Annotated in this window: 11 protein-coding genes and 3 pseudogenes; 9 read left to right on the forward strand and 5 right to left on the reverse strand. The window is 56.3% G+C overall.

What is annotated here, in order from left to right:
- Positions 1–34 precede the first annotated feature (34 nt).
- Complete coding sequence (gene ntrC / locus BUE21_RS11865; RefSeq protein WP_073356872.1) at positions 35–1,657, forward strand: nitrogen regulation protein NR(I); 1,623 nt, start codon at positions 35–37, stop codon at positions 1,655–1,657.
- 143 nt (positions 1,658–1,800) lie between these two features.
- On the opposite strand, the gene BUE21_RS11870 is transcribed toward ntrC, so the two are convergent.
- Positions 1,801–2,979 carry an acetyl-CoA C-acetyltransferase gene (locus BUE21_RS11870; RefSeq protein WP_073356873.1) on the reverse strand — a complete coding sequence of 393 codons (1,179 nt, stop codon included), beginning with the start codon at positions 2,977–2,979 and terminating at the stop codon, positions 1,801–1,803.
- A 266-nt stretch (positions 2,980–3,245) separates the two neighbouring features.
- On the opposite strand from BUE21_RS11870, the gene BUE21_RS11875 reads away from it, so the two are divergent.
- The 7 genes and pseudogenes from BUE21_RS11875 to BUE21_RS11895 all read left to right on the forward strand — a co-directional run bounded on the left by BUE21_RS11875 (position 3,246) and on the right by BUE21_RS11895 (position 7,993).
- A complete protein-coding gene (locus tag BUE21_RS11875; protein WP_073356874.1) occupies positions 3,246–4,067 on the forward strand; it encodes an undecaprenyl-diphosphate phosphatase in 822 nt (273 codons plus the stop codon).
- A 246-nt stretch (positions 4,068–4,313) separates the two neighbouring features.
- Positions 4,314–4,874 carry an HNH endonuclease gene (locus BUE21_RS11880; RefSeq protein WP_073356875.1) on the forward strand — a complete coding sequence of 187 codons (561 nt, stop codon included), beginning with the start codon at positions 4,314–4,316 and terminating at the stop codon, positions 4,872–4,874.
- A gap of 205 nt (positions 4,875–5,079) precedes the next feature.
- Positions 5,080–5,187, forward strand: a pseudogene (locus tag BUE21_RS14560) (DUF1010 domain-containing protein); the annotation flags it as partial.
- A 20-nt stretch (positions 5,188–5,207) separates the two neighbouring features.
- Positions 5,208–5,276, forward strand: a pseudogene (locus tag BUE21_RS15195) (zinc-ribbon domain-containing protein); the annotation flags it as partial.
- Between the two features lie 21 nt (positions 5,277–5,297).
- Complete coding sequence (locus BUE21_RS11885; RefSeq protein ID WP_200796736.1) at positions 5,298–6,164, forward strand: hypothetical protein; 867 nt, start codon at positions 5,298–5,300, stop codon at positions 6,162–6,164.
- Positions 6,165–6,282: 118 nt separating this feature from the next.
- The gene (locus tag BUE21_RS11890; RefSeq protein WP_073356877.1) at positions 6,283–7,092 is read left to right on the forward strand and encodes a DUF6694 family lipoprotein; all 810 of its coding nucleotides are present in this window, start codon (positions 6,283–6,285) and stop codon (positions 7,090–7,092) included.
- A 100-nt stretch (positions 7,093–7,192) separates the two neighbouring features.
- Positions 7,193–7,993 carry a hypothetical protein gene (locus tag BUE21_RS11895; RefSeq protein WP_073356878.1) on the forward strand — a complete coding sequence of 267 codons (801 nt, stop codon included), beginning with the start codon at positions 7,193–7,195 and terminating at the stop codon, positions 7,991–7,993.
- A gap of 390 nt (positions 7,994–8,383) precedes the next feature.
- Here the strand turns inward: BUE21_RS11895 and tatC are convergent, their stop codons facing one another.
- From tatC to pssA, 4 genes are all read right to left on the reverse strand, one after another.
- Entirely contained in the window at positions 8,384–9,163 is a 780-nt protein-coding gene (gene tatC, locus BUE21_RS11905) for a twin-arginine translocase subunit TatC (RefSeq protein ID WP_073356880.1), read from the reverse strand.
- Between the two features lie 159 nt (positions 9,164–9,322).
- Positions 9,323–9,853 (reverse strand): Sec-independent protein translocase protein TatB, encoded by a 531-nt coding sequence (gene tatB / locus BUE21_RS11910; RefSeq protein ID WP_073356881.1) that lies wholly within the window; start codon positions 9,851–9,853, stop codon positions 9,323–9,325.
- Between the two features lie 146 nt (positions 9,854–9,999).
- Positions 10,000–10,236: a Sec-independent protein translocase subunit TatA gene (gene tatA / locus BUE21_RS11915; RefSeq protein ID WP_073356882.1), complete on the reverse strand. Its 237-nt coding sequence runs from the start codon at positions 10,234–10,236 to the stop codon at positions 10,000–10,002.
- 228 nt (positions 10,237–10,464) lie between these two features.
- Positions 10,465–11,325 (reverse strand): CDP-diacylglycerol--serine O-phosphatidyltransferase, encoded by an 861-nt coding sequence (pssA, locus tag BUE21_RS11920; protein ID WP_073356883.1) that lies wholly within the window; start codon positions 11,323–11,325, stop codon positions 10,465–10,467.
- Positions 11,326–11,660: 335 nt separating this feature from the next.
- On the opposite strand from pssA, the pseudogene BUE21_RS11925 reads away from it, so the two are divergent.
- Positions 11,661–12,313: pseudogene (locus BUE21_RS11925) on the forward strand (RNA-guided endonuclease InsQ/TnpB family protein); the annotation flags it as partial.

Below are 12,313 nucleotides of genomic sequence, written 5' to 3' on the forward strand. Positions count from 1 at the left end.
CATTCACCCATTACCAATACAAAGGAGCAACACTATGAAGCCGATATGGATTGTGGACGACGACCCTTCAATCCGTTTCGTGCTGGAGAAAGCCCTGGCACGCGAGAACCTCCCCACCCGCAGCTTCAGCCATCCCGGCGAAGTACGCCAGGCCTGGGAAGAACTGGGGCTGGATGGTACGCTGGCCACCGGCACAGGCTCGGCCATCGTGCCCCATGCCAGCACCTGCGAACAGGCCCCGCGCGTGCTCATCAGCGACATCCGCATGCCCGGCGGCTCCGGCCTGGAACTGCTCGACCAGTTGCACGCCGACAACCCGGAACTGCCCATCATCATCATGACGGCGTTCTCCGATCTGGACAGTGCCGTGGCCGCCTTCCAGCGCGGCGCATTCGAATACCTGCCCAAACCCTTCGATGTCACCAAGGCCGTGGAACTCATCCAGCGGGCCATCCACGAACACGAGCGCGAACCCGACAGCCAGGCCGTCCATGCCGTGCAGACCACCCCGGAAATCCTCGGTCAGGCCCCGGCCATGCAGGACGTATTCCGCGTCATCGGCCGCCTCAGCCAGAGCCTTGTGACGGTATTGGTCACAGGCGAATCCGGCTCCGGCAAGGAGCTGGTGGCCCGCGCCCTGCACAAGCATTCGCCGGTGGCGCAAGGCCCATTCGTCGCCATCAACACCGCCGCCATCCCGCAAGACCTGCTGGAATCGGAACTGTTCGGCCACGAACGCGGCTCCTTCACCGGTGCGCAGACCCAGCGGCGAGGCCGCTTCGAGCAGGCCGACGGCGGCACGCTGTTCCTTGACGAAATCGGCGACATGCCCTTCGAGCTGCAAACCCGCCTGCTGCGCGTGCTCTCCGAAGGCCAGTTCTACCGCGTCGGCGGCCACACCTCCGTCAAGGTCAAGGTGCGCGTCATTGCCGCCACCCACCAGAACCTGGAGCAGCGCGTTGCCGAAGGCCGCTTCCGCGAAGACCTGTTCCATCGCCTCAACGTCATCCGGGTGCGCCTGCCCGCGCTGCGCGAACGCGCCGAAGACATTCCGCTGCTCACCCAATACTTCCTGCAAAACAGTGCCCGGCAACTGGGCGTGGAACCCAAGCGCATCTCGGACAATGCCCTGCACATCCTCAGCCAGTTCCCATTCCCCGGCAACGTGCGACAACTGGAGAATACCTGCCACTGGCTCTGCGTCATGGCTCCGGCCCAGACCATTTCCACCCGCGACCTGCCACCGGAAATCCTGCACTGGCACACAGAGCACACGCCATCCCCACTGGCCAGCCCCGGCACAGAACCCGGCAGCGCAGGTGAATACCACGCACCGCCTGCACTGGCACACTGGCAGGAGCCACTGGCATCCTCCCCTGCCCACGCCCCGCACGCCGTGGGCGTGTTGGAAGGCACGGGCCACCAAGAATGGGAACACATCCTGCAACGCGAAGCCCAGCAATTGCTCAGCGAATACCCCGGCCAGGTCTGGACCCTGTTGAGCGACCGCTTTGAAGCCACGCTGATCCGCACGGCTCTGGCCAGCACCCAGGGCAGGCGCATGGAAGCGGCACAGAAACTCGGCATTGGCCGCAACACCATCACCCGCAAGATTCAGGACCTGCACCTCAACGCCGCTGCCGACAGCGATGAATGAAAAAAATGCCAGCGGGCCTGCACCCACTGGCATTTTTATATTGAGCTTAAGAAAGGTCTGCAAAACCCGTTGCGCCGCCCGCATCCCACTGGCGGGCGCGGGCTTACCGCAAGGGTTTTGCAGACCGTCCTTAACCGCGCAGATCAGCGTTCAATCGCCAACGCCACGCCTTGTCCGCCACCGATGCACAGAGTGGCCAGGCCCTTCTTGCCATCGCGGCGAATCAGCTCATGCACCAGCGACACCAGAATGCGTGCGCCGGACGCGCCAATCGGGTGGCCCAACGCAATCGCGCCGCCATTGACGTTGATCTTGCTGGTATCCCAGCCCAGCTCCTTGTTCACCGACAGAGCCTGAGCAGCAAAGGCCTCGTTGGCTTCCACCAGATCGAGGTCTTCAATCTTCCAGCCTGCCTTTTCCAGCGTGCGACGGGTGGCAGGCACCGGGCCAATGCCCATGATGGAAGGCTCCACGCCTGCGCTGGCATAGGCAGTAACCCAGGCCAGCACCGGCAGGCCCAGTTCCTTGGCCTTGGCCTCGCTGGCCAGCAGCAGCACGGCTGCGCCATCATTCAGCGTGGACGCATTGCCTGCCGTCACCGTACCATCCTTCTTGAAGGCAGGCTTGAGCTTGGCGAGCTTGTCGGCAGTGGTACCGGCACGGGGCTGCTCATCGGTGTCGAACACAATCGGATCGCCCTTGCGCTGGGGAATCTGCACGGGGGTGATTTCATCCTTGAAACGGCCAGAGGCCACCGCATCGGAAGCCTTCTGCTGGGAGGCAGCGGCAAACTCATCCTGCTGCTCACGGGTGAGTTCATACTTCTCGGCCAGATTCTCGGCGGTGATGCCCATGTGGTAGTTGTTGAAGGCATCCCACAGGCCATCCTGAATCATGCTGTCCTGCAACTGGGCATGGCCCATGCGCAGACCCGTGCGGGCCTTGGGCAGCACATACGGAGCCAGGCTCATGTTTTCCTGACCACCGGCAATCACCAGATCGGCATCGCCGCTCTGGATGGCCTGTGCCGCCAGATGCACCGCCTTCAGGCCCGAACCACACACCTTGTTGATCGTCAGAGCAGGCACATTCACAGGCAGACCGGCCTTGATGGCGGTTTGCCGGGCCGGATTCTGGCCACTGCCTGCGGTCAGCACCTGGCCCAGAATCACTTCGTCGATCTGTTCTGCCGCAATCCCGGTCTTCTCCAGGACACTGCGAATCACGATCGCACCCAGTTCCGGGGCCTCAACACTGGCCAGACCGCCCTGAAAGCTGCCGATGGCAGTACGGGTTGCGGCCAGAATTGCAATTTTGCTCATAAAAAACCTCACTGAATTAGGGTTAAAAGGGCATGGTCTCTCTCATCGTTCACCCGCCCCGGCCACGGATTCCAGCCTGTATGGGCCAGGTACCCACCGGGCAGCAAGGATGAGAAGCAATGCGCTGGCAGATTTTAGACCAACATCCAGTAGATTCCCTGACCTGCCCTGGCACAGTGGCAAGATAACGCCTGCAATACACAGCGTGTCACTGCGGTACCCCACATTCACCGCACACGCCCTCTTTTCCCCAAGCCACACCATCCATGAGTTTTCTCGAAGCCATCATCCTGGGACTGCTCCAGGGCCTGACCGAATTCCTGCCTGTCTCCTCCAGTGCCCATCTGCGCATTCTGGGGCCGCTGCTGCCCTCTGGGGGCGATCCGGGAGCGGCCTTCACCGCCATCACCCAACTGGGCACAGAAGCAGCCGTACTCATCTATTTCCGCAAGGATCTCTGGCGCATCACCACCAGCTGGCTGACGGCACTGGGCCAGCCGGTAACGCAATGGAATACCGATGCCCGCATGGGCTGGCTCATCATCCTGGGCACAGTGCCCATCGTGGTACTGGGCCTGCTGTTTCAGGATGCCATCGAAGGCGTGCTGCGCAACCTCTACCTGACCGCCACCATGCTGATCGTATTCGCGCTGGTTCTGGCCTGGGCCGACCGCCGTGGAGCCAAGCAACGCCCACTGACCGAGCTGACCTGGAAGCATGGCCTGCTGCTGGGTCTGGCACAGGCCATGGCCCTGATTCCCGGTGTCTCGCGCTCCGGTGGCACCATCACCGGCGGCCTGCTGCTGGGCTACACCCGCGAAGCCGCCGCCCGCTACTCGTTCCTGCTGGCCATTCCCGCCGTGGTGGCCTCCGGCTTCTACCAGCTCTACAAAAGCTGGGGCGACCTGGGCGTGGGCGCACCACAGACGGCACTGGCCACCCTGGTCGCCTTCGTCACCGGTTATGGCGTGATCGTGGTATTCCTCAAATGGATATCCACCAAAAGCTACATGCCCTTTGTGGTGTACCGCATCATCCTGGGTCTGGTCGTCTTTGCCCTGCTGGGTGCGGGAGTGCTGACACCTTGATAAGTGGCTCCTTGCGAATAAAATGGCTACTTCCCCAAAAGTCGCCCAAACAAGCTCGAATCACTGCGCCGACTGGGCGACTACCTGGGACAGAAATCGTTGTTGTTTCATCTGCAAAAATTTAGGCGGCCTAAATACCTGGTTGCCACGAATTTCCGCTATGAACAATGCTTGTCAAAAAGATTTTTAGGCCGTGCTGATGGACTACCATAGTGCGGTCTAAATGTAGTTAGAAAAAAATATCCCATGTCCATAGATGAAGCAATCACATCCTTCCTTAATGGAAATCGCCCCTCTTCATTCCGAAAATCACAATACTGGTTCGTTCTTGGGCCAAACGGCGAACTATTACCGGCAAAGGCAATTTGGTCATTAGCAACAGGTATCACTGGAGCGAAATTCAATACTACTCATGCTGTATCAGGTCTATCTGATGCAGGATATTCAGTTGTAGACATACGCCATATTCAGACTTCAGAAAAATTTGATGACGCTGTAGAAAAATCACTAGCAACATCAAGTCAAGATAGAAAAAAACGTCTTGCAAACGCCTCAAAGAATCCAGTAAAAAAGATCACTATGGTTGAGCAATTCGTTAGGAACCCGGATGTTGTTGCGGAGGTTTTATATCAAGCAAACGGAAAGTGTCAAGAATGTGGCGCCAAAGCCCCATTTAATCGAAAATCGGATGGAAAACCATATCTAGAAGTTCACCACAAAAAAACGCTAGCTTCTGGTGGTGAGGACACTGTTGAAAATGCGATTGCCGTCTGCCCCAATTGTCATCGTAAAGCACATTATGGCTAACCCGGCGCTCAAGCCGACCCGCATACTGCGGTCGGCTTATCTTGTTCGTTAGCCACATATATGGCATTCATTTTTTCGAGTGGCGGGCAAGGAGGGGAAGTGCAGCCCCTCGTTCGGTTAATCACCGAAAGGAATTCGCAGGTGGAAGTCCTGTCGTCACTCACCAATTTCAAGCATTGCGTCGCTTCCGTGACGCAGTGCTTTTTCGCAGTGTGCGCCCGTCGTCAATTCAGTGGTTTCTGTTTTGGCTTCTGGGTCTAACTGTGCAGTCAAGCCGACCCGCCTACGGCGGGCGGCTTACCTTGGCCGTTAGCGCGCAAAGGAGAATACGAGATGCTGATATGTGATAAGTGCGGAGCAAGCATTAGTACAGGCTCTCAGTTCTGCGCGCAGTGCGGTGATCCAGTCACCGAAGCAGATCAAGTGTCCAAGGGCGTTTCTGCATCGGGCGTCGCCACAGTGCAGATAACGTTCGGTAACAGCACATCAGCCGGCTATGCGAAGGCCGTCGCAATCTGTGAAAAGCTGCCGTCCTATGAGGTCACCGGCGAAGGTAAGCAGGTGCAGCACAAAATCACGCTGCCACTTACAGAAGTTGAGCTCATTGCCAACATTTTTGATTTGGTGGGAAGCTGGAAGTCTTCTCAAATGCTCATTAACGGGCAGGCAGCCACAAAGAAAGACCTTACGTATTACGGCGTGGGCTGTTACCGAAACCGGCAGAAGGCCTTCAAGCCCGAGGCCTTCTGTTACGGAGAGCGCCAATTCGAAGCCAATATTTGGGGCTGCAAGAAACTCGGAATGCCGGTCTATGAGTGGGGTGGTGGTTGGCTGGACTATGGTCAGTTTGACGGAAATGGCGTCTGGCACTTTGACAAGGCCCGTATTCGTCATGAACTTGAGGTTGCGCTTAAGGAGCATGAGCTCTGCCCAGCGCTCAATCGTGCCAGAGTACTGGAAACTCTTGAGAAGCTTCCCACCACCATCGATCCTAAAACCGACAAAAACTGGAAATATCGAACCAGTTATGAAGAGGTAAAGGGAAATTACAAGGAGGTGGCGGTTGGAATTCAGCCAATCCTCAAGAAGGTAAACCGCTACATCATCGGCGGCTTCAAGCCTGAGTGGGAGGAGGAGGCGCAGGCCTCCAGCACCACGCACATTCAATTGAAAATTGAGCCGCCGAAGGTTCCGCTCTCGCCGGCCAAGGCGCCGCAGAAGAAGAAGAAGAGCTACACATGGGTGTGGGTGGTAATTGGTCTTCTCATCCTTATTGGCATGTTCAAGTAGGTGCGTTGCGCGCTAACCATTCGCTGCAGGCGCGACGGCCCTGACGGGCCGCGGCCTGAGCTCAAACGTTAGATGCCACTTGCCATTCTGGCGAAATCACACAGTAGGAGTGCTCTCTATGAAACAAATTTCCTGGGTTGCCGTCGCACTGCTCACGCTTGCTATGGCGGGGTGCAGCAAGCCCACAATTGATGCTTCCAGCGATGAATCAATGAAGGCATCAGCCCAGAAGGTAAGGGAAAGTCTGCCGGAAGCTAAGCGAGCAGATTTCGACGAGGCTATCCGAATATTGGCATTTAGCCAAATTGACCTAGCAGCCATCATGGCTGGTGGTGCATCAAGTGCTTCTATTGAGGCAAAGATGAAGGGCGCTTTGGATGGGAAAACCGCTGAAGAAGTGATTGCCCAAGCCGCACAAGTGAAAGCTGAACGCCAAGCGCGCGAGCGAGAACAAGCCTTAGCTGAAATACAAGAACTTGAGAAAAAGCGTGTTGATGCTGAAAAAAGCAGAGAAGAGCTAAAAAAATTTGCTGTGCTACGTTCACGTTTCCATTTTCAAGAACAACGCTTCATGGGTAAGCAGCCAATTATTGAAATTACTGTAAAAAACGGCACAAACAGCCCCGTTTCTCGCGCATATTTCAATGGCGTAATTGCAAGCCCAAATCGCAGCGTGCCTTGGCTTAAAGATGACTTCAACTACAGCATCAAAGGTGGGCTAGAACCGGGCGAAGAGGCCTCCTGGAGCCTCGCACCAAATATGTTCTCAGATTGGGGAAAGGTAGAAGCTCCTGCTGATGCAGTGTTTACGGTTACGGTAGAGCGACTGGATGGCCCAGATGGTGAAACCTTATTTTCAACGCGCGGCTTCGATGAAGATGACACCAAACGCCTTGCAGAGCTAAAGAGCAAATACGGCGTCAAGTAGGTGGCATCTAACAAGGCGCTCCAGCCGACCGTCAAACCGCTGCGCGGTTTGCCGTCGGCTGAGCTTCGGCGTTAAGCCTTTTGATATTGCGAGCAATAAGATGACCTACAAGAAAACCGTAGTGACCTTCCTTGATATTCTTGGAACGAAGGACAACCAAGATTTCGAGTCAAAATATAAGGTTCACAGGGCATTTCACGAATCAATGCGTGATTGCCAAGCGAGAGATAGAGAGGAGGCTTCGTACTACCGTAAGGTTTACAGCTTCTCTGACTGCGCTTACATATTTCATGGCCTCCGTGAAAATAACGATTATCAAACCAATGAAGAGGAGAGATTGATTCAAGTAGCCCTATTTAATACCACCCTGACTACAATCCGCCTGCTTAGTGAAGGATATTTGGTAAGAGGTGGCATTTCATTCGGTGATGCCTATTTAGACGATCTGAGCTTCTTTGGGCCCGCAGTTGAAGAAGCCTTCATTTTAGAGTCCAAGAAGGCAGTGACGCCAAGAATTCTTCTTTCTGACTCTCTCGGCAAGTGCGCCAAGTTGTTTGCAGATAAAGCTCATCTAGAGTGCTACTCTGAAGCCAATCCAATCTTTAACTCTCTTCCAAAGCGCTCCTATATTCCAGAGCTTATACAACAACAAAACAATGCATACCTACTGAATCCATTCTACATTCTCGAAATGGAGCATCGTATGCAAATGGGAAGTCATGAGTTTACCCATGATGAACTAAAGAGTTCTGTTGCTTCAACCATTGAAGCACAACTTCATCAATATCCATGGGAAAACCCAGTTAGGTCAAAGCTAGAATGGATGAGAGAGTACGTTGCTAACTCAAGGTGCAGCCTAGAGCACCCAGATAGTAGTTTCGCAATGACTCGTGAATCATAGTAGTTCAGCAGGGCCTAACAATTCGTTAGGCATATGAACTGCAATATCTGTGGCCGCAAACTGGATAATCCTTTTGATGCGTTATCAATAGACTGTGGGGGAGATTGCTGGGGGTGTATCGGAGAAATCGAAGCTGACATGGGTGACGAGCATTCACTGATGCAAGTTCGCAAGGAATTTCAACTCGGCCTCCGCCCACACTGGACTGAAACACCCGATGACTCCAACACCCCATGAAAATTGAAAACGCCGCAGCTCCTCCAACTGGGTTTGCGGGTCATGTCTCTTCACTCAAGCGTACTGCTTCGCAACCACTTACTTAGAGTGGCCACGTTCCCCGTTGAATGAACCGGGCACTCTCAGATTTTTTTCAATGCGCAAGACGGAATTTCATGGTTTTTCTTCCTCCGGGCTGGCACTGCTTTGGCGGAACCAGCCTGCGGCAATGATGCCCACTTCGTACAGCAGGCACATGGGGATGGCCAGTGCCAGTTGGGAGATGACATCCGGTGGTGTCACCAGTGCGGCAATCACGAAGGCCAGCACCACGAAGTAGCCCCGGAAGGAGCGCAGTTTCTCGATGGTGACCAATTCGAAGCGCACCAGCAGCATGACCACGATGGGTACCTGGAAAGCCAGCGCGAATGCAATATAGAGGGAGAGAATGGCTCCAACGTAGGAAGCCACGTCGGGCGTGGCGGCCACGCTTTCCGGGGTGAAGTTCTGAATGAAGGCGAACATTTTGTCCAGCACGAAGAACTGGACGAAGGCAATGCCGATGTAGGCCAACATGCTGCCGAAGAAGATCAGTGGCATGGCAAAACGCTTTTCGTGGCTATACAAGCCGGGGGCCACAAAGGCCCAGAGCTGGTACATCAGCCAGGGCAGTGCCAGCAATACACCCACCAGCAGCATGACCTTGAGCGGCACAAAGAAGGGGGTGAACACGCCCACTGCAATCAGCTTGGCATCGGCAGGCATGTGTGCCCGGATGGGTTGTGCCACGAAGTCGATGAGGGCACTGGGGCCAGGCCAGAGTGCCAGCAATGCCACCGCCAGTGCGATGCCACCGATGCTGTAGAGCAGGCGGTTGCGCAGCTCCATCAAGTGCTGTACGAAAGGCTGTTCCGTACCTGCCAGTTCATCTTCGGAGGAAGTGTGGTGTGTCATGGGAGTCGAAGCTGAAAACAGGTCAGTGGCTAGGGAAGGTCTGCAAAACCCGTTGCGCCGCCCGCATCCCATTGGCGGGCGCGGGCTTACCGCAAGAGTTTTGCAGACCTTCCCAAGGGAGAGAAAAAGGCAAGGCGCTGCCAGCGTGTATGCCCCGCTTCAACGGGGTGCCCCTTGGGCAGCCGAACGCAATGCCTTGGAGCGCAGGCGACCACGCACCTGCTGGCGCGCCTTGTACCAATGCGGCAAGGCAGCACGCTGACTGCGCCAGTTCTTGCGGGAATGGCGATGCACCGGGGTCACGGCCGTGACGAATTCGCGGCGACTGGGGTCTTGCGGGCCATCGTCGGCTTGCGCATCGTCGAAAGAAGGGTTCTGGAAGTCATCGGAGGCCGTGGCCTGCTGCACATCCTGCTCCAGGCTGGACCATTCTTTCTGAAAGTCACTGGCGTGGGTGCGCACGGACTGTTCCACCTCCCGCGCCGAGTCTTCGATGGTGGACTTGACCTTGCGCAGCTCATCGAGCTCCATCGAGCGGTTCACTTCGGCCTTGACATCGTTCACATACCGCTGGGCCTTGCCCAGCAAGGTGCCGACGGTGCGAGCAACGCGCGGGAGTTTTTCAGGGCCGATGACGATGAGGGCCACCACCCCGATCAGTGCCAGCTTGGAAATGCCAATATCAAACATGAGAATCTGCCTTGCGCCAGCGGCATTGCCACCTTATTCCAGTGACGATGCCGGGGAGAATACCTGGGCAGCCGATGGCATGCCTTGCATCTGGTGTCGCGTCACACATCGAATCGAATGCCGGACTGCATCCGGCACCACGGCCCTCAATTCTTTTCCCGGGCAGCCACATCGATGGTGTTCTGTTCGTTTTCTACCTTGCCGGTGACCTGGGATGGCGGCTGTTCGGCACCCGACTCGCCATTGCTGTCTCGCATACCGTCCTTGAAGCCCTTGACGGCACCGCCAAGGTCACTGCCGATATTGCGCAGCTTCTTGGTGCCAAAGACGATGACCACCACCAAAAGAACCACCACCCAGTGCCAGATTGAAAGTCCACCCATTTGTCGTTACTCCTGAAAAAATCCATTGATTAGCGCATTGCGCGTGATTACAAAACAGTGCAATGCCAAGCCTACGGGAACATGGCCTGGCATCATACAGGCATGGTATGGAGCCTGCATTTGCACACCGCCAGTCCAAGCAAAAAGTGTACCGTGTGCCTGTTGTGCCGCAGTGACAGCTTCAAATACCTGCCCTGGGCCTGTTTGAATCACAAACACGGTGCGGGTTCAGTCGTGCAGTCCTTTTTCGTCCGGCTCGTCGGTGGAGATGCTGATGACACTGGTGGGTTCGCCACGCGATTTGCGCCGGGCATACACCACGAAACCACTGACGGCGTAGAGCACAAACGCGCCAAACAACACCAGCGGCGGGTCGATATTGACCACGGCAATCAGCAGCACCACCAGCACGACACTGACAAACGGCACGGACTTGCGCGTCTGCAAGTCCTTGAAGCTGTAGAACGGCAGGTTCGTCACCATGGTGATGCCTGCATAGAGGGTAATGGCAAACATGCCCCAGGCCAGTACCTGATTGCTGACATATTGTTCATAACCGCGTTGCACATCGGTCATCAGCCAGATGAAACCGGCCACCAGTGCTGCCGCCGATGGAGAAGGCAGTCCCTGAAACCAGCGTTTGTCCACGACACCGGTGTTCACGTTGAAGCGGGCCAGCCGCAAGGCGGCGCAGGCACAGTAAACAAACGCGGCAATCCAGCCCCAGCGGCCCAGGGCGTGCAGCGACCATTCGTAAGCGACCAGAGCAGGAGCCGCACCAAACGAGACCATGTCCGAGAGCGAGTCCATCTGCTCGCCAAACTCGCTCTGGGTATTGGTCATGCGGGCGACCCGGCCATCGAGGCTGTCCAGGATCATGGCCGCAAAAATACCGGTGGTGGCCAGATCGAAGCGTTTGTTCATGGCCATCACAATGGCATAAAAACCACAGAACAACGCGGCCAGCGTCACTGCATTGGGCAGCATGTAAATGCCCTTGCGCCGTTTGCGCACCGGTGGGCTGACAGAGTCGGCAGCCTCGGGGGCAACGGAAGGACGGGAAGACTCGGGAGAGGGTTCTGGCGGCATGGATGGCTAGCATGAATGGTGGGAATGCCGAGAATGCCCTGCCTCGCCTGTCTTGCAGCAAGGGATGGCGAGCGGCTGGAATTCATCGGCGTTTCGCGGACTATTGTAATGATCGTTTTCCCCATATGGCATCCCGGCCTGCCAAACAGGCAGAGTTCGTGGAACATCGGCCCCGGTGTGTCCACAGCGGATTTTCTCGGGGGCGAAGCGTTTACCTGATTGCGTGTCAAGCCCCGTCGTTCACGGCGGGGATGCAGAGCGCGGAACCCGAAGGGTTCCATGTTGGTGAATGGATAACACATTAAGAATACACTCTCTCTGTTAAAGTCAGCACCATGCCGACAGCCATCAAAACCCTGAAACTTCGCGTGAAAGACAGGCACGCACCGCTGCTTTTGCAGATGGCGCGGCAGGTCAATTTTGTCTGGAATTTCATCAATGCGCTTTCCAGCCGCTCGATTCGGGAGCGTGGCCAGTGGATGTCCGCCTACGACATCCAAAAGTACACCGATGGAGCGTCCAGGGAATTGGGCTTGCACAGCCAAACCGTGCAACGGGTTTCTGTGGAATATGTCACGCGCCGCCGTCAATTCAAACGCGCCCGGCTGAACTGGCGCAAATCCACCGGCAGCAAACGTAGCCTTGGCTGGATACCCATCAACACCGGCGCAGCCAGTTGGAAGAGTGGGCAGGTCTATCACAATGGCCACTATTTCGGCGTATGGGATTCCTACGGCCTGAGTCAATACCAATTCAAGACCGCCAGCTTCAACGAGGATGCGCGTGGCCGCTGGTATTTCAACGTGGCCGTGGAGGTTGAAACCCAGGCCAGCGAAGGAGCTGCATCGGTCGGCATCGACCTAGGCCTGAAAGACTGTGCCACCACCAGCACAGGCCAGAAGCTGCATGGCCGCTGGTATCGGGAACTGGAGCCACAGCTTGCCGTGGCGCAACGGGCGCACAAGAAAAAGCGCGTCAGGGCGATTCA

This window comes from Lampropedia hyalina DSM 16112, assembly GCF_900129055.1.
Taxonomy (GTDB): Bacteria; Pseudomonadota; Gammaproteobacteria; order Burkholderiales; family Burkholderiaceae_C; genus Lampropedia; species Lampropedia hyalina.

Coding starts and splice junctions, on each gene's coding strand:
- ntrC (WP_073356872.1), top strand. CDS start 35: ATGAAGCCGATATGGATTGTGGACGACGACCCTTCAATCCGTTTCGTG.
- BUE21_RS11870 (WP_073356873.1), bottom strand. CDS start 2,979: ATGAGCAAAATTGCAATTCTGGCCGCAACCCGTACTGCCATCGGCAGC.
- BUE21_RS11875 (WP_073356874.1), top strand. CDS start 3,246: ATGAGTTTTCTCGAAGCCATCATCCTGGGACTGCTCCAGGGCCTGACC.
- BUE21_RS11880 (WP_073356875.1), top strand. CDS start 4,314: ATGTCCATAGATGAAGCAATCACATCCTTCCTTAATGGAAATCGCCCC.
- BUE21_RS11890 (WP_073356877.1), top strand. CDS start 6,283: ATGAAACAAATTTCCTGGGTTGCCGTCGCACTGCTCACGCTTGCTATG.
- BUE21_RS11895 (WP_073356878.1), top strand. CDS start 7,193: ATGACCTACAAGAAAACCGTAGTGACCTTCCTTGATATTCTTGGAACG.
- tatC (WP_073356880.1), bottom strand. CDS start 9,163: ATGACACACCACACTTCCTCCGAAGATGAACTGGCAGGTACGGAACAG.
- tatB (WP_073356881.1), bottom strand. CDS start 9,853: ATGTTTGATATTGGCATTTCCAAGCTGGCACTGATCGGGGTGGTGGCC.
- tatA (WP_073356882.1), bottom strand. CDS start 10,236: ATGGGTGGACTTTCAATCTGGCACTGGGTGGTGGTTCTTTTGGTGGTG.
- pssA (WP_073356883.1), bottom strand. CDS start 11,325: ATGCCGCCAGAACCCTCTCCCGAGTCTTCCCGTCCTTCCGTTGCCCCC.